25 protein-coding genes are annotated in these 18,610 nt (G+C 63.3%); 14 read left to right on the top strand and 11 right to left on the bottom strand.

Features of this window, described 5'->3' with window-relative positions; all coding sequences use genetic code 11:
- The first annotated feature begins 55 nt into the window (after window positions 1-55).
- Together lgt and ACZ5TB_RS03235 are read left to right on the top strand one after the other, a co-directional pair.
- Window positions 56-958 (top strand): prolipoprotein diacylglyceryl transferase, encoded by a 903-nt coding sequence (gene lgt / locus ACZ5TB_RS03240; protein WP_464791988.1) that lies wholly within the window; start codon window positions 56-58, stop codon window positions 956-958.
- Complete coding sequence (locus tag ACZ5TB_RS03235; RefSeq protein ID WP_464791987.1) at window positions 948-2,018, top strand: class I SAM-dependent methyltransferase; 1,071 nt, start codon at window positions 948-950, stop codon at window positions 2,016-2,018. Before lgt ends, ACZ5TB_RS03235 begins: the two co-directional genes overlap by 11 nt.
- A gap of 55 nt (window positions 2,019-2,073) precedes the next feature.
- Here the strand turns inward: ACZ5TB_RS03235 and gmk are convergent, their stop codons facing one another.
- On the bottom strand, window positions 2,074-2,739 hold the full coding sequence (gmk, locus tag ACZ5TB_RS03230) for a guanylate kinase (RefSeq protein ID WP_464779342.1): 666 nt from the start codon (window positions 2,737-2,739) through the stop codon (window positions 2,074-2,076).
- A gap of 57 nt (window positions 2,740-2,796) precedes the next feature.
- On the opposite strand from gmk, the gene ACZ5TB_RS03225 reads away from it, so the two are divergent.
- Window positions 2,797-3,366 (top strand): DUF2585 domain-containing protein, encoded by a 570-nt coding sequence (locus ACZ5TB_RS03225; RefSeq protein WP_464791986.1) that lies wholly within the window; start codon window positions 2,797-2,799, stop codon window positions 3,364-3,366.
- Here ACZ5TB_RS03225 and ACZ5TB_RS03220 read toward each other — a convergent pair.
- The 3 genes from ACZ5TB_RS03220 to ACZ5TB_RS03210 all read right to left on the bottom strand — a co-directional run bounded on the left by ACZ5TB_RS03220 (window position 3,363) and on the right by ACZ5TB_RS03210 (window position 5,667).
- A complete protein-coding gene (locus ACZ5TB_RS03220; protein WP_464791985.1) occupies window positions 3,363-3,701 on the bottom strand; it encodes a hypothetical protein in 339 nt (112 codons plus the stop codon). The genes ACZ5TB_RS03225 and ACZ5TB_RS03220 overlap by 4 nt on opposite strands.
- Window positions 3,702-3,741: 40 nt before the next feature.
- Window positions 3,742-5,124 carry a class II fumarate hydratase gene (gene fumC, locus ACZ5TB_RS03215; protein WP_464791984.1) on the bottom strand — a complete coding sequence of 461 codons (1,383 nt, stop codon included), beginning with the start codon at window positions 5,122-5,124 and terminating at the stop codon, window positions 3,742-3,744.
- Window positions 5,125-5,190: 66 nt separating this feature from the next.
- Window positions 5,191-5,667, bottom strand: coding sequence for an SspB family protein (locus ACZ5TB_RS03210; protein WP_449473174.1), 477 nt, complete (start codon window positions 5,665-5,667; stop codon window positions 5,191-5,193).
- Between the two features lie 98 nt (window positions 5,668-5,765).
- Between ACZ5TB_RS03210 and hisB the strand changes: the two genes are divergently transcribed.
- The 6 genes from hisB to ACZ5TB_RS03180 all read left to right on the top strand — a co-directional run bounded on the left by hisB (window position 5,766) and on the right by ACZ5TB_RS03180 (window position 9,602).
- Window positions 5,766-6,353 carry an imidazoleglycerol-phosphate dehydratase HisB gene (gene hisB, locus ACZ5TB_RS03205; RefSeq protein ID WP_196225873.1) on the top strand — a complete coding sequence of 196 codons (588 nt, stop codon included), beginning with the start codon at window positions 5,766-5,768 and terminating at the stop codon, window positions 6,351-6,353.
- Complete coding sequence (gene hisH / locus ACZ5TB_RS03200; protein ID WP_464779338.1) at window positions 6,350-6,967, top strand: imidazole glycerol phosphate synthase subunit HisH; 618 nt, start codon at window positions 6,350-6,352, stop codon at window positions 6,965-6,967. The genes hisB and hisH overlap by 4 nt, the downstream gene beginning before the upstream one ends.
- A gap of 21 nt (window positions 6,968-6,988) precedes the next feature.
- The gene (gene hisA / locus ACZ5TB_RS03195; RefSeq protein ID WP_464779337.1) at window positions 6,989-7,726 is read left to right on the top strand and encodes a 1-(5-phosphoribosyl)-5-[(5-phosphoribosylamino)methylideneamino]imidazole-4-carboxamide isomerase; all 738 of its coding nucleotides are present in this window, start codon (window positions 6,989-6,991) and stop codon (window positions 7,724-7,726) included.
- Between the two features lie 97 nt (window positions 7,727-7,823).
- The gene (gene hisF, locus ACZ5TB_RS03190) at window positions 7,824-8,588 is read left to right on the top strand and encodes an imidazole glycerol phosphate synthase subunit HisF (RefSeq protein ID WP_464791983.1); all 765 of its coding nucleotides are present in this window, start codon (window positions 7,824-7,826) and stop codon (window positions 8,586-8,588) included.
- Between the two features lie 46 nt (window positions 8,589-8,634).
- A complete protein-coding gene (locus ACZ5TB_RS03185) occupies window positions 8,635-8,955 on the top strand; it encodes a phosphoribosyl-ATP diphosphatase (RefSeq protein ID WP_464791982.1) in 321 nt (106 codons plus the stop codon).
- A 74-nt stretch (window positions 8,956-9,029) separates the two neighbouring features.
- Entirely contained in the window at window positions 9,030-9,602 is a 573-nt protein-coding gene (locus tag ACZ5TB_RS03180) for a hypothetical protein (RefSeq protein WP_464791981.1), read from the top strand.
- Here ACZ5TB_RS03180 and ACZ5TB_RS03175 read toward each other — a convergent pair.
- Window positions 9,599-10,504, bottom strand: a complete 906-nt coding sequence (locus ACZ5TB_RS03175) for a histone deacetylase family protein (RefSeq protein ID WP_464792474.1) — start codon at window positions 10,502-10,504, stop codon at window positions 9,599-9,601. The two genes, ACZ5TB_RS03180 and ACZ5TB_RS03175, sit on opposite strands and share 4 nt — an antisense overlap.
- Window positions 10,505-10,563: 59 nt before the next feature.
- Between ACZ5TB_RS03175 and ACZ5TB_RS03170 the strand changes: the two genes are divergently transcribed.
- The 3 genes from ACZ5TB_RS03170 to ACZ5TB_RS03160 all read left to right on the top strand — a co-directional run bounded on the left by ACZ5TB_RS03170 (window position 10,564) and on the right by ACZ5TB_RS03160 (window position 13,083).
- Window positions 10,564-12,018 (top strand): L,D-transpeptidase family protein, encoded by a 1,455-nt coding sequence (locus ACZ5TB_RS03170; RefSeq protein WP_464791980.1) that lies wholly within the window; start codon window positions 10,564-10,566, stop codon window positions 12,016-12,018.
- 6 nt (window positions 12,019-12,024) lie between these two features.
- Complete coding sequence (locus ACZ5TB_RS03165; RefSeq protein WP_464791979.1) at window positions 12,025-12,312, top strand: hypothetical protein; 288 nt, start codon at window positions 12,025-12,027, stop codon at window positions 12,310-12,312.
- A 90-nt stretch (window positions 12,313-12,402) separates the two neighbouring features.
- Entirely contained in the window at window positions 12,403-13,083 is a 681-nt protein-coding gene (locus tag ACZ5TB_RS03160) for a murein L,D-transpeptidase catalytic domain-containing protein (protein WP_464791978.1), read from the top strand.
- A gap of 152 nt (window positions 13,084-13,235) precedes the next feature.
- Here the strand turns inward: ACZ5TB_RS03160 and ACZ5TB_RS03155 are convergent, their stop codons facing one another.
- Genes ACZ5TB_RS03155 through ACZ5TB_RS03130 form a run of 6 tightly spaced genes read right to left on the bottom strand, consistent with a single transcriptional unit; the run spans window position 13,236 to window position 17,329 of the window.
- Window positions 13,236-13,931: an ATP12 family chaperone protein gene (locus ACZ5TB_RS03155; protein ID WP_464791977.1), complete on the bottom strand. Its 696-nt coding sequence runs from the start codon at window positions 13,929-13,931 to the stop codon at window positions 13,236-13,238.
- Complete coding sequence (locus ACZ5TB_RS03150; protein ID WP_464791976.1) at window positions 13,928-14,182, bottom strand: hypothetical protein; 255 nt, start codon at window positions 14,180-14,182, stop codon at window positions 13,928-13,930. The genes ACZ5TB_RS03155 and ACZ5TB_RS03150 overlap by 4 nt, the downstream gene beginning before the upstream one ends.
- The gene (locus tag ACZ5TB_RS03145) at window positions 14,179-14,838 is read right to left on the bottom strand and encodes an HAD-IA family hydrolase (RefSeq protein WP_464791975.1); all 660 of its coding nucleotides are present in this window, start codon (window positions 14,836-14,838) and stop codon (window positions 14,179-14,181) included. Before ACZ5TB_RS03145 ends, ACZ5TB_RS03150 begins: the two co-directional genes overlap by 4 nt.
- On the bottom strand, window positions 14,835-16,166 hold the full coding sequence (locus ACZ5TB_RS03140) for an RluA family pseudouridine synthase (protein WP_464779328.1): 1,332 nt from the start codon (window positions 16,164-16,166) through the stop codon (window positions 14,835-14,837). The genes ACZ5TB_RS03145 and ACZ5TB_RS03140 overlap by 4 nt, the downstream gene beginning before the upstream one ends.
- On the bottom strand, window positions 16,163-16,546 hold the full coding sequence (gene crcB / locus ACZ5TB_RS03135) for a fluoride efflux transporter CrcB (RefSeq protein WP_464779327.1): 384 nt from the start codon (window positions 16,544-16,546) through the stop codon (window positions 16,163-16,165). The genes ACZ5TB_RS03140 and crcB overlap by 4 nt, the downstream gene beginning before the upstream one ends.
- A 60-nt stretch (window positions 16,547-16,606) precedes the next feature.
- Window positions 16,607-17,329, bottom strand: coding sequence for a hypothetical protein (locus ACZ5TB_RS03130; protein WP_464791974.1), 723 nt, complete (start codon window positions 17,327-17,329; stop codon window positions 16,607-16,609).
- 152 nt (window positions 17,330-17,481) lie between these two features.
- On the opposite strand from ACZ5TB_RS03130, the gene ACZ5TB_RS03125 reads away from it, so the two are divergent.
- Together ACZ5TB_RS03125 and rarD are read left to right on the top strand one after the other, a co-directional pair.
- On the top strand, window positions 17,482-17,703 hold the full coding sequence (locus ACZ5TB_RS03125) for a hypothetical protein (RefSeq protein WP_196225858.1): 222 nt from the start codon (window positions 17,482-17,484) through the stop codon (window positions 17,701-17,703).
- A 41-nt stretch (window positions 17,704-17,744) separates the two neighbouring features.
- A complete protein-coding gene (gene rarD / locus ACZ5TB_RS03120; RefSeq protein WP_464791973.1) occupies window positions 17,745-18,602 on the top strand; it encodes an EamA family transporter RarD in 858 nt (285 codons plus the stop codon).
- Window positions 18,603-18,610 lie beyond the last annotated feature (8 nt).

The raw sequence follows: 18,610 nt of genomic DNA, 5'->3' as shown, positions 1-18,610 counted from the left end.
ACCCCCACCCGGATGAAAATAACAGCCCTCTTTCCTCCTTACCCTATCCTGCTCTATGGCGAAGGCCATATTTCCGAAGGGGACCGACAACTTGATCCTAGACCTTGCCGCCGCGGCTTCGGGCGCCATTCGTTTCGATCAACTGGGGCTGAGCCCGGTCGCGCTCGACCTCGGCTTCTTCACGCTCAAATGGTACAGCCTTGCCTATCTGGCGGGCATATTGATCGGCTACTGGTATCTGCTGAAACTCATCGCCCAGCCGGGTTCGCCGATGGCGCGACGGCATGCCGATGACATGATTTTCTATGCAACGCTCGGCATCATCATCGGCGGACGGCTGGCCTATGTTTTCTTCTATCAGCCCGAAATCCTGCGTAATCCGCTCGACATCTTCAAACTGTGGAACGGCGGCATGTCCTTCCATGGCGGGGCGGCTGGCGTGTCGCTGGGCATCCTCTACATGGCGCGGAAGGAAAAGCTGTCATGGCTGCGCATCCATGATTTCGTCGCCTGCTGCGTACCCTTCGGGCTGTTTTTCGGCCGCCTCGCCAATTTCGTGAATGGCGAGCTATGGGGCAAGGAAACGGACGTGCCGTGGGCTATCATCTTCCCGACCGGCGACCCCTTCCCCCGCCATCCGAGCCAGCTTTACGAAGCCTTTTTCGAAGGTATCGTGCTGTTCCTCATCCTCGCCTTCGCCTTCTGGAAGACGCGCGCGCGCTACAAGCCGGGAATGCTCGTGGGGATTTTCCTGCTGGGCTACGGCATATTCCGTTTCGGCGTGGAATATTTCCGCGAAGCTGACGCGCAGCTGATGGAATTTGCAGCGCGCACCGGCCTTCACATGGGCCAGTGGCTGTGCGTGCCGATGATCCTGGGCGGCCTATACCTGATAGCAACCGCGAAGGGCCGCCGCGTTCGCGTGGAGCCAATCGCGGGGAGCGCGAGTGTCAGCTGAACCGCTGAACCTCGCCCAGCGGCTGGCTCGGCAGATTGACGCCGGGGGGCCGATCTCGGTCGCGCACTATATGGCTGAGGCGAACCAGCATTATTACGGCACGCGCGATCCTCTGGGCGCGGCAGGCGATTTCACCACCGCGCCGGAGATCAGCCAGATGTTCGGCGAACTGGTCGGCCTGTGCCTGGCAGACTTGTGGATGCGATCGGGCAGCCGTCCGAACGCACTTTATGTTGAGCTTGGTCCAGGGCGCGGCACTCTCGCGTCCGATGCGCTGCGCGCCATGGGCAACGCGGGATTAACGCCCCAACCCCATTTCGTCGAAACCAGTCCGTCCTTGCGCGAGCGGCAACGCGCTCTCGTCCCGAACGTCTTTCACCATGACAGCGTCGGCGCCCTACCGGACAATGCGCCGCTACTGGTCGTCGCCAACGAGTTTTTCGATGCCCTGTCCGTCCGCCAGATCATCCGTTCGGGTGAAGAATGGCGCGAGCGGGTGGTCATCTGCCCTGATGAGGCCGACTCGAACCGTTTCGAGGCCGTGCCGGGCTATCGGCGCGTCGAATCGGGCATTCCCGCCATCGCGGCGGACGCTCCGGATGGAGCGATCATTGAAATACCGCTGGCAGGGACCGCCATCGCGCTGGAACTGGCGCAGCGGATCGCGCGGCAAGGCGGCGCCGCGATCATCATCGACTATGGCTATGAAGGTCCTGCGATCGGCGACACGTTGCAAGCCGTGCGCGAACACCAATTTGCGGACCCTTTCCTGGAACCGGGCGAAAGCGATCTTACGACCCATGTCGATTTCACCATGATCGGCAACATGGCGCGGCAGGCGGGCCTGCGAGTGATAGGGCCGGTGAACCAGGGTGAGTTGCTGCGAAAGCTAGGCATTGACGCGCGGGCGGATCAGCTCGCGCGCACATCCCCCGCACGGGCGGCAGAGGTGGAGGCTGCGCGGCTGCGGCTGACTGCCGATGACGCCATGGGGACGCTGTTCAAGGCGATGGCCTGGGTGCATCCGGATTGGGCGGAACCGGCGGGATTTGAGAGGTAGACCAGTCTCTCTCGCCTTCGATCGAAACTAACGGAGGCGAGAAAACTAGGCTTCCTCAATCTTCCTGATGATAACGGCTCAACCGGCGAATGAAGCCGATAAGGCCGGTCTGGCGGCTGCGCTTCATGCGCTCGGCGTGAAGGATCGTCTGAACCCGCCTGAAGCAATCGTCCGCATCGACATTGCAGAGAACATAATCATAGCCGTCCCAATGCGCGATTTCATTGGCCGCGCGGGACATGCGGCCTTCGATCACTTCCTCGCTGTCGGTCGCACGGCCGCGCAGGCGGCGTTCCAGCTCTTCCATCGAGGGAGGCAGGATGAATACCCGCACGACATCGCCCCCGGCGATCTGGTGCAGCTGCTGAGCGCCCTGCCAGTCGATGTCGAAAAGTACGTCGCGGCCGCTCTTCAACATGGCCTCGACAGGCGCGCGCGGCGTGCCGTAGCGCTGGCCAAAAACGTGCGCCCATTCGAGAAATTCATGCTCCGCCGTCATCCGGCGAAATTCCTCCAGATCGACGAAATGATAGTCCTTGCCGTCCACTTCACCCGGCCGCATCGGCCGCGTGGTGGCGGAAACGGACATGGCAAGGTCCGACTCAGCAGCCAGAAGCTTGCGCGCGATGGTGGATTTGCCCGCGCCCGATGGCGAGGAAAGAACGAAGAGCACGCCACGCCGCTTGAAATCGGGCGCCTCAATAGGGATGCTGTCGGCCATGGCCGCTAGTGACGCCGTGGAGCGCGTTTGGCAAGAGGCCGTGAAGGGGGACGATCGTTGAGACGAAAGGCACTACGCAACCGCCGGGGCTTCGTTGCCGCCGGGATCATCGTACTGCTGACCTGCGCGCTGCTGTTCCTGATGGCGCGACCGCCGATCTGCACTTGCGGCCATGTCGAGCTGTGGCATGGGGCGCTCGACAGCGGCAACAGCCAGCATATCGCGGATTGGTACAGCCTGAGCCACGTAATCCACGGCTTCCTCTTCTACGCAGGCGCGTGGGCTTTGATGCGGCGGCAACCGATTGGCCCACGCTTTGCACTGGCGGTGCTGGCCGAATCCGTCTGGGAAATATTGGAAAACTCGCCGATCATCATCGACCGCTACCGCGCGGCGACGATCGCGCTGGGCTATAGTGGCGACAGCATCCTGAATTCGATGAGCGATATCGGCATGATGGCGCTCGGCTTCCTCTTCGCGGCCCGCGCGCCGGTCGCCGTGACGATATGCGCTGGCATCTCATTGGAAATCATCGCGCTAGTGGCGATCCGCGACAATCTTACGCTCAACGTGCTGATGCTGGCTTGGCCGATTGAAGCGATAAAAGGCTGGCAGTCAGCCCTTTAGGCTTTTTTCGTGCGGGCTTCGGCGATCGGCACCGGTTCGTTGCTAAGATCAGGCAGCGCTTTCACCGCACGTTTGCGATCGACTTCGCGCTTGGTCTCATAGGCTTTGCCCGCCAGATAAGCGCCGGTGACGAACAGCGCGCCCATCGGATAGCGCATGATCAAACGCTTTGCGCCGATGCCCGCGATAAGTCCGACCACGCCCTTCTTTCCGGTAGCCGCAGCGACGCGGGCCGCGACGACGGCCGCGCCTAGGCGTGCCGTCTTTCGCAGCAGCCCTGCCTTGCGCGGCGGGCGGACGGTGACAAGCGGCTGTTTGGAAGTGATCTTCTTCATATGGCGATCAATGTATCGCAGGACGGGCGGTTCCGCCAGTTCACACCATATTTTCCGGCCGGACCAGCCGATCAAAACTTTCCTCATCGATCAGGCCAAGGGCTAAACCCGCCTCCTTGAGCGTGATCCCTTCTGCATGCGCATATTTCGCGATCTTCGCGGCGTTGTCATAGCCGATCTCGGGCGCGAGGGCGGTGACCAGCATCAGCGACCTGTCGACCAGTTCGGCAATGCGCTTCTCATTCGCCTCCAGCCCCTCGACGCAGCGTTCGGCAAAGCTGTCCATGCCTACGCTCAGCAAATGGATGGAGCGCAGAACGGCAGCGCCGATCATCGGTTTGAAGACATTCAATTCCAGATGCCCCTGAAGGCCGCCGACCGTGACGGCCTGATGGTTGCCGATCACCTGTGCGGCCACCATGGTCAGCATCTCGCACTGGGTCGGATTGACCTTGCCGGGCATGATGGAACTGCCCGGTTCATTGGCGGGAAGGTCGAGTTCGCCGAGCCCGGAACGCGGCCCGCTGCCAAGCAGGCGGATGTCGTTGGCGATCTTGGTGAGCGCAACGGCCAGCGTGGCGAGGGTCGAGGAGAGATGGACCAGCGGATCGTTGGAGGCGAGCGCCTCGAACTTGTTATCCGCTGTGCGGAACGGCAGGCCTGTGATCGCCGCAATCTCCTTTGCCATGGCGACGTCGAAGCCCTCGGGCGCGTTCAACCCCGTGCCCACGGCGGTTCCCCCTTGGGCGAGCGCCATCATCCCGTGCATGACGGCAGGCTCGATCCGGTTGCGACAGCGGTACAGTTGATGGGCATAGCCCGAAAATTCCTGCCCCAGCGTCAGCGGCGTCGCATCCTGAAGATGGGTGCGGCCGATCTTCACGATGCCGCCCCAGGCCTGCGCCTTGTCATCCAGCGCCCTGTGAAGCCGGTCGAGCGCCGGGAAGAGCTGCTCCGTCGCGGCGCGGGCGGCGGCGATGTGAAGCGCGGTCGGAAAGCTGTCGTTGGACGACTGCCCCATATTCACATGATCGTTCGGATGAACGGGTGACTTGCCACCCCGCTTGCCAGTCAGCGCTTCATTGGCGATGCCCGCGATCACCTCATTCACATTCATGTTGGATTGCGTGCCGCTGCCCGTCTGCCAGATGACGAGCGGGAATTGGTCGTCATGATCGCCCGCGATCACTCGGGCGGAGGCCGCCTCTATCGCCTCGGCCAGTTCCGGCGCCAATCCTTCAGCGCGATTGACCCGCGCCGCAGCCTGTTTGACGATGGCGAGCGCGTGGACGATCCCGATCGGCATGCGCTCCATCGCTCCGAAGGGAAAATTTTCGATGCTGCGTTGGGTCTGCGCGCCCCAATAGGCGCTTGCAGGCACCTCTATGGCGCCGATGCTGTCGGTTTCCGTGCGGCTTTTCATGCAAAGGCTCCCGGAACATAAGGTCAGGTAGCCAATCTGGGAGGTAAGGCGGCTATCCGCCAGCCCTTATTTCTTCTTGCCGAAATCCACCGTCACGACGTTGGAGCCGTCTTCGGTCGTGACCAGCGGCGCGTCATTCTCCGCTTCTTCATGCGGTTCGGGCAATCCGTCCGACTGCACCTGGAATTGGAGCGCGAAATTCACCGCAGGATCCACGAAGGCCGTGATGGCGGCAAAGGGTATTACAAGATGCGACGCAACCTGATTGAAAGTCAGGCTGACCTCGAACCCGTCGCTGCTGACTTTCAGATCCCAGAATTTATTCTGAAGGACGATCGTCATCTCGTCCGGGAATCGCTCCACCAATTGCTTGGGAATCGCGACTCCGGGAGCCTGCGTCTTGAAGGTGATGTAGAAATGATGCGAACCCGGCAGACCGCCAGAATGCTCGACTTCGCCCAGCACGCGGCCGACCACGGCACGCAGCGCCTCCTGCACGATTTCATCGTAGGGAATCAGGCTGTCAGGCAAGTCGTCGCTCATCCCCCATTGTCCTAACGGCGCGGCGCGGCGGGTCAAGTGCGCCCCGCACATGCAACGCCACATTGCATGCCACCCCCACTTCGGTATAGGGCGCAGCCATGCGCACGGCCGAAATTCACCGCAACACTGCGGAAACGCAGATCGACGTGACCGTCAATCTCGACGGAACGGGCATCTATACCGTCTCCACCGGCATAGGCTTTCTCGATCACATGATCGAGCAGCTGTCGCGCCATTCGCTGATCGACATGACGGTCAGCACGGTAGGCGACCTGCATGTCGACCAGCACCACACGACCGAGGATACGGCAATCGCCATCGGCGAGGCCGTGGCAAAGGCCTTGGGCGACAAGCGCGGCATCACCCGTTATGGCAGCGTCTATTCGCCGATGGACGAGACGCTTTCGCGCGTGTCGCTCGACATTTCGGGCCGTCCCTGGCTGGTGTTCAACGCACCCTTTACGGTGCAGCGCCTCGGCGAATGGGACACCGAAATGATCGAACACTGGTTCCACAGCTTCGCGCAGGCTGCCGGGATCACGCTGCACGTCGAAAATCTCTATGGCAGCAACAATCACCACATCGTGGAAAGCTGCTTCAAGGGCCTCGCCCGCGCGCTCCGGCAGGCGGTTGAGATCGACCCGCGCAAGGCGGACGCCATCCCGTCCACCAAGGGGATGTTGTGACCGCCCTCGCCCTCATCGATTACGGCGCAGGCAACCTTCATTCGGTCCATAATGCCCTGCGCAAGGCGGGGGCGGAGGATGCCCTCATCACCGCCAACCCTGAGGTGGTGGCGAAGGCTGACCGCATCGTCCTGCCGGGCGTAGGCGCCTTCCGCGCGTGCATGGATGCACTGTCAGCCATTCCCGGCATGATCGGCGCGATGAACGAGGCGGTGGGCCAGCGCGGTACGCCGTTCCTTGGCGTGTGCGTGGGCATGCAATTGCTCGCTGATGCAGGCGAAGAGTTCGGACGGCATGAAGGATTGGGCTGGGTTCCCGGCACGGTTCGGCGGATCGAGCCGACCGATCCCGCGATCAAGGTGCCGCACATGGGCTGGAACAAGGTCGTGCTGAACGACGCTCCGCCCCTGCTGGAGCCGGGCGAGGCCTATTTCCTGCACAGCTATCATTTCGAAGCTGCCGACCCTGCGCATGTCGCCGCCATCACCGATCATGGCGGCCCGCTGGTCGCTGCCGTCGCCCGCGACACGATCATTGGTTGCCAATTCCATCCGGAAAAGAGCCAGACCTATGGCCTTTCCTTCCTCTCCCGCTTTCTCGAGTGGCGTCCCTGACCCGCTTCAACGGATGTTGATATGTCTTTGATCGTCTTTCCCGCAATCGACCTCAAGGGCGGACAGGTCGTCCGCCTGGCCGAGGGCGACATGAACCGCGCCACCGTCTATGGCGACGATCCCGCCGCGCAGGCGCTTATCTTCGCGGAGGCAGGGGCCGAGCATCTGCATGTCGTCGATCTCGATGGCAGCTTCGCAGGCCATGCGGTCAATGCCGAAGCAGTGGAGCGCATCGTCGAAGCCTTCCCCGGCCATGTGCAACTCGGCGGCGGCATCCGCAATCGCGAGGCGGTGGAGCGGTGGTTCGACCTTGGCGTGTCGCGCATAGTCATCGGCACGGCCGCATTAAAGGACCCAGCTTTCGTCAAGGCGGCGGCGCGCGACTTTCCGGGTGGGATCGTGATTGCCGTCGATGCACGGGACGGTTTCGTCGCGACCGATGGCTGGGCCGAAAAGTCCGACATGCCCGTCGCGGACCTCGCCCGCCGGTTCGAGGATGCGGGCGTCGCCAGCCTGCTCTTCACAGACGTGGGCCGCGACGGCTTGCTCAAGGGCTGCAATATCGACGCGACCGTCGAGTTGGCGCGCGGCACGGACATTCCCGTGATCGCGAGCGGCGGCGTGGCGGGGATCGCGGACATTCGCGTACTCAGCTTGCATGCGGATGAAGGCATCGAAGGCGTCATCACCGGCCGCGCGCTTTATGATGGACGGCTGGACCTGAAAGCCGCGCTGGCGATCGCGAAGGCTGCGGCATGATAGTGTCAGCATCCGTTCGTATCGAGCGAAGTCGAGATACGGGTGCAATCGTGGTTCTCGACTGCGCTCGAACCGAACGGGAGAAGGTGCGCCGCTCATGACCGTCTGCACCCGCGTCATCCCTTGTCTGGACGTCGCCAACGGCCGCGTGGTCAAGGGCGTGAATTTCGTTGACCTGCGCGACGCGGGCGACCCAGTGCAACAGGCGCGGGTCTATGACGCGGCTGGCGCGGACGAGCTGTGCTTCCTAGACATCACCGCCACCCATGAGGCGCGCGGCACCATATTGGACGTGGTGCGCCGGACCGCCGAAGTCTGCTTCATGCCCGTCACCGTCGGCGGCGGCGTGCGCAGCCCGGAAGATGCGCGAGCGCTATTGCTCGCGGGCGCCGACAAGGTGGCCGTAAACAGCGCGGCAGTGGCGCGCCCCGAAGTCGTGGCCGACATCGCCGACCGCTTCGGCAGTCAGTGCATTGTCGGATCGGTCGATGCGCGGCGCGTCGGCGACAACCGCTGGGAAATCTTCACCCATGGCGGTCGCAAGCCGACCGGCATCGACGCGGTCGAACATGCGGTAAGGCTGGCGCAACTTGGCGCAGGTGAGTTGCTTGTCACTTCCATGGACGGCGACGGCACGAAGCAGGGCTATGACCTCGCCCTCACCCGCACCATCGCCGACGCGGTGTCCGTTCCCGTCATCGCCAGCGGCGGCGTCGGCACGCTCCAGCATCTGGTCGAAGGCGTGATCGAAGGTCATGCCAGCGCGGTGCTAGCCGCCTCCATCTTCCACTTCGGCCAGCATACCGTAGCCGAAGCGCACCAGGCGCTTGCCGCTGCGGGCGTGCCCGTCCGTTCGCGATGAACAACTTTTCATTGACGCATTTGGCGGTGAAGGCTTGATGGACGGCATGCGCTCAACACTCTTCGATCTTGAAAAGACCATCCGGCAACGGCGGACAGCTGACCCGTCCCAGTCCTATGTGGCGAAGCTGACCGCACGAGGCCGGGGCAAGATCGCGCAGAAGGTCGGCGAAGAAGCCGTGGAGACGGTCATCGCCGCCATGGCATCCGACCATGAAGGTGTGATAGGCGAAAGCGCGGATTTGCTGTTCCACCTGATGGTTCTCCTGGCGGACCTCGACATTCCGCTGGACGTCGTGCTCGATGAACTGGACCGCCGAGAAGGCGTATCCGGGATCGCGGAAAAAGCTGCCCGCCCGCGAGATTGATACACAGCCGGAAAGAAATCCTCCCATCGGCGTTTCCTGATCTGCCTCAAGGCAAACAGGGAGGATAACGGCTTATGGTAAGGACGATCGCGGGCGGCATATTGGGCGGCTTCGCTCTTTTCGTGATCCGCTTCCTCTTTTGGCAGACGCCGCTAAGCGCTCTTGCCTTTCACCGCACGGGTGAAGCCCCCGGCGCGAACCTTCAGGCGGCACTGGCGCAGTCTCTGACGCAGACCGGAACCGGGGTCTATATCGTCCCCGATCCGGCGACCGCGCAGGGCACGATCCTGTATGGCAAGGGGCCAATCGCGACCGTCTTTTACAACAATAGCGGCTTTCCGGTGACGGACAGTGCCGCGCTGATCGGCGGGCTCGTCCTGGCCCTGATCACCGGGGTTCTCATCGCCCTCGCGCTGAGATTCGCGGCGGCGGACTTCGGCCACCGCGCGCGCATCGCGTTGCTCTCTGCGCTAGCGGCCGTGTTGTGGCTGGACATAGGCCAGGCCGTCTTCAATCACGCCCATTGGGGATATAGTTTCTACCTCGCCTTCAGCGACTTCATCGCGCTGGCCGCCGCCGGACTTATCGCGGCTCGGCTAATCGTGACGGCTCCTGTCGCATCGGCAAACGCTACGACGATGCACTAAGGCCCCGACCTCGCCTCCTCCGCCAGCCGGATCATGCAGGCGGCGTGACGCTCTGCCACCGCCATCCTGTCCTCGCCATAACCCCCACCCATGGTGCTGGCGAGCGGGATGCCCCGGTTACGCGCTTCCCGCATGACTGTGCGGTCACGCACTTCCAACCCCGCATCGCTCAGCGCCAATCGCCCCAGCCTGTCGTCGGCATGCGGATCGACCCCCGCCTGATACAGAATGAGGTCCGGGCCGAAGCTATCCAGCGTCTGGGGCAGCACTTCCATGAGCGCCGCGAGATAATCCGCGTCGCCCACGCCGTCGGGGAGCGCCACGTCCAGCGACGACCGCATCTTGCGCACGGGGAAATTTTTCTCCGCATGGACGGACAGGGTGAAGACGTCGTCCCGCCCCTCCATCAACTGCGCGGTGCCATCGCCCTGATGCACGTCGAGATCGAGAATCAACACCCGCCGCGCATCCCCTTCCCCGATCAGGCGATTCGCGGCGATGGCCAGGTCATTGAATACGCAGTAACCCGCCCCGCTGTCGTAAAGGGCATGATGACTGCCGCCAGCCGCGTTGGCGGCATAGCCATGAACCATCGCCAGCTTTGCCGCGGCCCAGGTTCCACCGGGAGACAGCATGGACCGCCGCATTACCCGTTCATTCACCGCAAAACCGATCCGCCGTTCCTTTTCAGGTGGGACATTCAGACTGGCTATCTGTTCGACATAGGCGGCATCATGCACGGCCTCGATCCAGTGGCGGGGCATGGCTGTGGGTTCATGGACGGTAAAGGCGGCGCCACTTACCCTAAGTGCTTCCATAACCAGCCCATATTTATCAAAACGAAAGCGGCTGCCGCCTGTGGCAGGGGAAACATAGGCAGGATGGTGAACGACATGGAGCATCATCTTTTTTCCGCGATCTCGAGTTTGAACGATGAGGGCTTTGCGCTATCTGGTCCAGCATGAACCGTCCCAATTTGATCCGTTTCAGCCTCAGCTCCCTCATGGGCCTTGCCGCGACACCCGTGTTCGCGCAGCCGCCTGCGGTTGTGCCGACGCTGCCCGCGCCCGCTCCGCCAGTCATCGCGCCGCCCGCCGTGGTGACGCCGCCGCCAGTGCCGATTCCGGTTCCATCGGCCGCGCAACAGGCTTGGCTGAACAACTGGCTGAAGGGCGGCGCTGAACAGGGACTGATGGCCCGCAGCAAGGCGACCGGCGTCCTGAGTGGCGACGCGTTGGTCACCGCCGTTCTGGACAGGGCCAAGGCGCTCAGCACCGGCAGGGTCGATACCGCCGACTTCCTCAATATCTGGGCTTTGCGCCCGGCAGCGGTCGATCAACGCCCCGGCCTTGCCCGCGCCATTGCCGAAGACCGCCTGCCGCAATGGGCGGCCGGCCTGACGCCGCCCTATTCTGGTTATGATGGCCTGCGCCGGGGTCTTGCCAATTATGAGCAAATCCGTGACGCCGGGGGCTGGCCGGTTCTCGGCGCGAAATCCGCGCCCGACGCGGTGCGCAAACGCCTCGCCATAGAGGACAAGAGCGTTCAGCCCGGCGAGAAGCTGTCCGACGCGCTTCAGCGGGCGCAGCGCCGCTATGGGTTGAACCCCACCGGCCTGCTGGACGCCCGCACGCTCAAAGAACTCAATGTTCCGGTGGAGGACCGCATCGCCGCCATCATGGCGAATATGGAACGCTGGCGTTGGATGCCGCGCCAGTTGCCGGTCAACCGCGTGCAGGTGAATATTGCCGCCGCCGTGCTCACCCTCTTCGAAGGCGACCAGCCCGTCACCTCGATGCGGGCGGTCACCGGATCGCCGGACAATGCGACGCCGATGCTGACATCCAGCATCCATTCGATCGTCGTCAATCCGCCATGGAATGTCCCCGCCTCCATCGCGAAAAAGGAATTGTGGCCAAAGGGTCGCGCCGCCCTGCTGCGCCAGGGCTACAAGATCGTCGGCACGCCCGAGACCGGGGAGCGGATCGTTCAGCCAGCGGGTCCCGGCAGCGCGCTCGGACGGTTGAAGTTCGACTTCAACAATCCCTTCGCCGTCTATCTGCACGACACGCCCGCGCGCGCGAAATTCTCAAGCTATGACCGGCTCGCCAGCCATGGCTGCATCCGGCTTGAAAAGCCCGTTCCGCTCGCGGAACTGATGGTGCAAAGCGACCCCAATCTCGCTGGCAAAGTGCAGTCACTGATCGACACTGGGAAGACCCAGCGCGTGCAATTGCCCAAGGAAGTCGCCGTTTACCTGCTCTACTGGACCGCCTTTGCCAGCAGCAACGGCACAATGAATTTCCGGTCTGATCCCTATGGCTGGGACAAGCTGCTCGCCCAGAAGATCGAGGCATCCAGCCGTCGGCTCGATCCCACTGCCGCCCCCGCGCCCACCATCGCATCGAAGGACTAAGACCCCATGCGCAAGATTGCCCTCGCCGCCCTCGCTGGCGCGCTCGCCCTCTCCGCCTGCGGGAAGAAGGAAGACGAAACACCCGCAACCAACAATCTGGTCGAGCCGCCGGTTGAAAATGTGATCATCGAGGAACCGGAAGCCCCGCTGCCGCCAGCCAATAATGCCGCCGCGCCGGAACCTGCACCGCCGCCAAGCATTTCCGAGCAGCAGCAGATCCAGGACGACGCCGAAGCGACTGGCATGACCGCACGGCTGGACCCGTCGGCCGAGGGAAGCAATTCGACCAATTGAGCCGAAGGCTGGCCGCCTTCCGACGAACGGCGGCCGCCCATTTGCGCCCTGCTCTTTAAGCGGGCGCAGAGCTTTGCTATATTGCGATTCATGGATCGCCGCAGTTTTACGAAGGCCGCTTTAAGCGGAATCGCCCTTTCATTCCTAGCAGATGGCGCCGGACGCGCCGCCCTGACGGCCACCCCACAGCCTTCCGCGCCGGTGCCGCCGCCCGTAACCCCGCATCCGGTTACGCCTTTGGCAAGTCAGCCCTATGCGCGGCTGCTGGACCGGGCAAAGGCGGCGCTGGACGAGCATGCGCATATGTTCGAGCTGCGCGACCGGGTCGCGCTGGCCGATTTCAACGCCCCTTCGCGTGAGTTGCGCTTCCACATCGTCGATCTCGTCGGCGGTCATTCCAGCTCCTATCTGGTGGCGCATGGCCGGGGGTCCGATCCGGGACATTCCGGTTGGCTCCAGACTTTCTCCAACGAGCCCAATTCGCTCGCCAGTTCGGCGGGCGCGTACAAGACCGGACAAATTTACGAAGGGCAGCACGGCCGCGCCATGCGACTGGCAGGCCTCGATTCGCAGAACAACAATGCCGAGATGCGCGCCATCGTGATCCACGGCGCCGACTATGTGAGCGAAGACCATATCGCTTCATGGGGCAAGATCGGCCGCAGCGAAGGCTGCTTCGCCGTCGCCCGCCACATGTTGCCGCAGCTGCTGGGGCTGCTTGGCCCGGGCCGCATGGTTTATGCGAACAAGCTCACGGCGATGGGGGCTTGAAGAGCCGCGCACGCGCTCTAATTAATCAGCTTTTCCTCACCCGTTCGCCCTGAGCCTGTCGAAGGGCTTTATTTCTTTTAAGAAAGTGGAGGGCTTCGACAAGCTCAGCCCGAACGGATTAAAAGGTGGTGCCGGTTAAATCCAACTCTGATCTACCGCGCCACCAACTCGCAGAAGCGTCGGGCCATGGCGAACTCATCCCGCCGTCTGGCTGATCGGGCAGCGGCTTCGGCATCCTCGCCCCACTGTTCGACTTCCCAGGCCTCATCTATTTCCGACGCGGTCCAGATCGCATCTGCATCATGCCCGCCCTCGACGATCGCCAGGCCGCAGACCAGCGAACCCGACAGGGTCACGAGCGTGGACAATCCCGCTAGCGTGAAAGGATCATAGGCTTTCACCGCAGCATCCAGCCGCTCCAAAGTCTCAGGCGGCTGATCGACCGGAATGATGCCTTGGGTCACGCGAAAGGTGACGTCATAACGCCGCCGCGCCCAGTCCAGCAGCGGGTCCCACGCCGCCGCCTCCCGCGACACCAGTTCCGCAGGCCCTTCGGCACGGTAACAGAGCAGGTCGCTGGTCCCATAATTGGCGATGCCCGAAGCGAAGCTCTCGCGATTGGGCGCGATCTGGTCGATGGCCCCGTTGGCAAGGCCGGTGAAAGGCATCGAGCGCGGATCGACCGTATCACCCTGCCCGCGCCATTCCTCAGCCACAGCCTCCGCCAACCCCGCGGTCGGCAGGGCCAGCGCCGCACGCGCGGGCGTCCGCACGGGACGCCCGTCCAACTGGATCTCATGCCCAGCCTCGCCGGAAATCACCGCGACATCCTTGTAAAAGCGCCTCATTGCGGCGGCCTCCGAAACAGGGCCAGCAGCAGACGCGGCACGATGATGAACTGGAACAGGCCGACCAGCACGAATATCATGCCCATCGCCTTGGCCTTGCTGCCCTGCACCCAGCTGAAACGCTCCATCAGGATGAGGAAGCCGAACATCACGAGCAGGGCACCCGAAAGGCGGAACATGCCAAGCGCGAAGTGACGCTGGCGCGCGACCTTTTCAGGATCGACGGGAGGGGGAGGAGGAAAGTCGGTCATGCTGCGCGGATATGGTTCCTGAGTTCATCGCTGTCCATCGCCACGGCATGCGCGCCAGCCGCAATGAGATCGGCGGGCAGGTGATAGCCCCAGCCGACCCCCAACGCCCTCGTTCCGGCGCTCAGCGCCATGTCGATGTCATAGCTGGTGTCGCCGATCATCACCGTCGTCTCCGGACTCGCGCCCGCTTCCGCCATGGCGGTCAGCAGCATGGACGGATGCGGCTTGGACGGATGCCGGTCGGCAGTCTGAAGCGTCACGAAATGCGCATCGATGCCATGATGCGCCAGGCAGAGGTTCAGCCCCCGATCCGACTTGCCCGTCGCCACGCCCAGCAGCCATCCGTCGGCATCCAGTTCCCGGATCAACTCGGCTATCCCCGGATAGAGCGGATCCGACACCGCATTGTCGCGGCGCATCTGCTGGAAAGCGCGCTTGTAGCTTTCCGACAGATGGTCGTGGAAATCCGCCTCCGCTTCCGGCAGCAGTCGCGCGATCGCCAACGGCAGCGACAGGCCGACCACGGACAGGATCGTAGTCCGGTCAGGCGCAGCCAGCTTCTCGCCTTCAAACGCCAGCGTCATGGCGGCGCAGATGCTGTGCTGGCTATCGACCAGAGTGCCGTCGCAATCGAAAACGGCAAGGCGGTTGCTCATTTCTTGCGGGGACTCCCGCTACCGCCCGATCCGCGCGACCGCCGTTCACCACGACGCTCCTTGCGCACTTGCTTGGCATGGGCGCGCGCCGCCTTCTTCTCATCCTCGCGGGTTGGCGCGCGAGCGATCTCCTCGTCCAGCGGCAGGTCACCCGCGTTGATGTCGAAGCCCAGTGAGATCAGGCTCGCCGCGAAATGCTCGGGCAGGTCGGCGCGCACATCGACGCGGCCACCATCGGGATGATCGACACGGATGCGGCGGGCGTGCAGGTGCATCTTCCGACTGATCGAGCCGGACAGGAACGCTTCCTTGCCGCCATATTTGCCGTCGCCGACAATCGGATGCCCGATAGCCGCCATATGCACGCGCAACTGGTGCGTGCGGCCCGTATGCGGTTGCAGCTCGACCCAGGCAGCGCGGTTTCCCGCGCGTTCGATCACGCGATAGCGCGAACGAGCGGGCAGGCCCTCTTCCTCATCGACATGCATCTTCTCGCCGCCGGTGCCGGGCTGCTTGGCGATGGGCAGTTCGATCATGCCGTCATTGATCGAAGGCACGCCCATGACGATCGCCCAATAGACCTTGCGCGCGGTGCGGCTGGAAAAAGCCTTGGCGAAATAGGCTGCCGACCGCGCCGTGCGGGCGACCAGCAACGCGCCGGAGGTGTCCTTGTCCAACCGATGGACCAGCTTGGGCCGCTGATCCAGCTCATATTCCAAGGCGTCGAGCAGGCCGTCGACATGCTCGTCAGTCTTGGTGCCGCCCTGCGTCGCCAAGCCCGGCGGCTTGTTGATAACGATCGCCTGCGCGTCGCGATGGATCACCATATTCTGTGCGAAACTGATCTGATCTTCGCTCAATTCCGGCCGGACGCGGCGCGGCTTGGCGGTCTCGACAGCTTTCGGTTCGGCGGGAGGAACGCGGATCAGCTGGCCCTCGGCCACGCGATCGCCCGGTGCGGCGCGCGCGCCATCGACCCGCAACTGGCCCGTGCGAGACCAGCGCGACACGCTGTTGAACCCGATGTCGGGCAAATGCCGTTGGAACCAGCGATCCAGCCGGATGCCATCATCATCCGCACCCACGCGGAACTGACGCACGTCCAGCGAAACGCCTTTTCCCGCAGCAGCAGCCTTCGGCGCAGCAGCCTTCGGCGTTGCGGCCTTGGCCGGAGCAGGCTTGGCGGCAGTTTTCGCCGGTGACTTGTGCGCATCAGGCTTGCGCGCCCGCGCAGCCTTTGCGCCACCACGGGCGCGGCCGGGCGCGCCACCGCCGGGCTTGCCCCCGCGCGAGGGACCGGAAGGCTTGCCGGGAGGACGCCCCTTCATGCCACGCTCCGCATCATGCCAAGGCCAAGGACCAGCGCGCCAACAGCGGCGATCACTGACAGGGCGGCATAGCTCATCGCCATGCCCAGCTGCCCGCGCTCGATCATCAGCACGGTCTCCAGACTGAAGGAAGAAAAGGTTGTGAAGCCGCCTAGGAGCCCAACCGCCAGCAACAGGCGCAGGGCTTCACCCGACGCACTGCCGAACCGCGCCAGCCAACCCGCAAGCAGACCCATGGCAAAACCGCCCAGCACGTTCGCGGCAAAGGTGCCCCAGGGCCATTGCAAACCCGGCAGCATGTGACCGGCAAAGCGGCCCAGCTGGTAGCGCGCCAGCGCGCCAACCGCGCCGCCGCCCATGACAAGGAGGATATTGTTCATCCCGCCCGCCCTAGAGGCAAATCGCAGTAAAGAAAATGGCGGCGCGCGCCTTTCTGGCGCTTACCGTCCCTTGTCGGCGATTATATCGACATTCGTCCGCCCGCCCGACGCATCGGTGAAGACGAGCAGGAAAGCGGCGCCGTCGTCCGCGCGCGTGCCGCCGAGCACATGATCCCCGCCCATCACCTTGTATTCGGCGTCAAATCCGGAACGCCGCGCCTGCGTATAATAATAATCCATGACGTTCTGGCGGGGCACCGGCGTCACAAAAGTGGCCGCACGCAGCGTGCAACCATTTTTGTCCGCGCCCGCCGCCTCCGTCAGTTCAGCGCCCGGGTAAACGCCGAAGGGATCGGGCAGTCGGCTGGCCCACTGCATGCCATAGGCCAGCTGCTTGCGGCAGAAGACATTGCCGCCGGGCTTGTCCTGATCCTGCGCGGCGGCGGCCAGCGCAGCCGCCGGTTCCTTACCCTCACCTGCTGTTGGAGCAGGGGTCGCGAGCAGCTTGCCGCCCGCCAGCTTCACCGATTCGGCCAGTGCCTTGGCCGCGTCGCCACTAAGCTTCGGCAGACCCGCGATGGCAGAGCGTCCGGATTGACCCGTCAATTTGGGATCGACCGTGATCTTCCCTCCCAATGCTTCCTGCAAAGCCGGGTCCACCGCATTGTTGGTCAGCTGGGCGTCGAGGGCGTTGAGATCAGCCTCCTTGTCCCCCTTCCCGCAACTCGCCAACGGCATCGGGAGCAGCACGGCAAGGGCATAGACAGAACGGAAAGGCGGCATGGCTTAACTCCTTTGTAAACAAGAGGTGAATGTCAGGAGTTAATTTTTCGTTAGTGATTTTGGTAAATCGCTAAATTTTCCGATGCCATTAAGATGCGAATGGCATCCGCGCCCATCTTGTCTCCGGGCGGAACAAGGCCCATTTCATCACGATGCTAAACGTCCTCTCGGTCCTGATCGGCCTTTTCGCCCTCCTGCTGATGATCCCGGCTTTCCTGCCGCTTCTGGGGATCGCCAATTGGCTGCTGGTGCCGATCGCACTGTTTGGCGCCGTGATCGGGATATTATCTACCCGTAACAGCGGCCGCAACCTGTGCCTCATCGTCGCGGCGATCGGTGCGTTCCGCCTGTTCCTGGGCGGAGGCATTTTCTGAACCCGCATGATCAGCAGCTAAGGACGGGCCTGATCGCTGCGGTGGCGGCCTATGGCCTCTGGGGCCTGCTGCCCATCTTTTTCAAGCTGCTCCACGCCGTGACCCCGGTAGAGGTCGTGGCGCAGCGGGTCATATGGTCGCTCGTCCTGATCGTCGGCGTACTCGCGGCACGGCGGAATCTGGGCGCGCTTGGGGCAGCATTGCGCGACAGGCGGATCGTCCTGCCCCTCACCGCATCCGCGCTGTTCATCGGCTTCAACTGGCTGGTCTATGTATGGTCGGTCAATAACGGCCACGTCATCGCTGCCAGCCTTGGCTATTTCCTCAATCCACTGGTCAATGTCGCGCTCGGCGTCCTGGTGCTGAAGGAAAGACTGCGGCGTGGGCAGGCCATCGCCATCACGATCGCTGCGGTGGGTGTCGCCATCATGGCGGCGACGGCCTTGACCACCCTGTGGATCAGCGTCGGTCTGGCGGTCAGCTTTGCCCTGTACGGCCTTGTCCGCAAATTGACCCCGGTTGCGCCAATGATTGGCCTGGGCGCGGAAACGCTGCTGCTTGCGCCGCTCGCTCTTGCATATCTGCTATGGCTGTGGGGCCATGGTGGCATCAGCTTTGGGCAGAACAGCTATACCAGCAGCCTTCTCATCTTCTCGGGCGCCTTGACGACGGTGCCGCTGATCCTGTTCGCCATGGCTGCGCAGCGCCTGCCGCTTACGACGCTCGGCCTCATCCAGTATCTCGCGCCCACGCTGCAATTCCTGTGCGGCGTGCTGCTCTATGGCGAGAAACTGACGCAGGGCCAGATGATCAGCTTCGCACTGATCTGGCTGGGCCTTATCCTGTTCGCGACGGACAGCCTCGCGGCCGCCCGCAAGAACAGGCTGGCGGCGGCGTAGGCCGGGAC

This window comes from Sphingobium sp. TomTYG74 (assembly GCF_055393875.1).
Note: the sequence above shows the minus strand (reverse complement) of the source record. Positions and strands in the feature narration are given on the sequence as shown.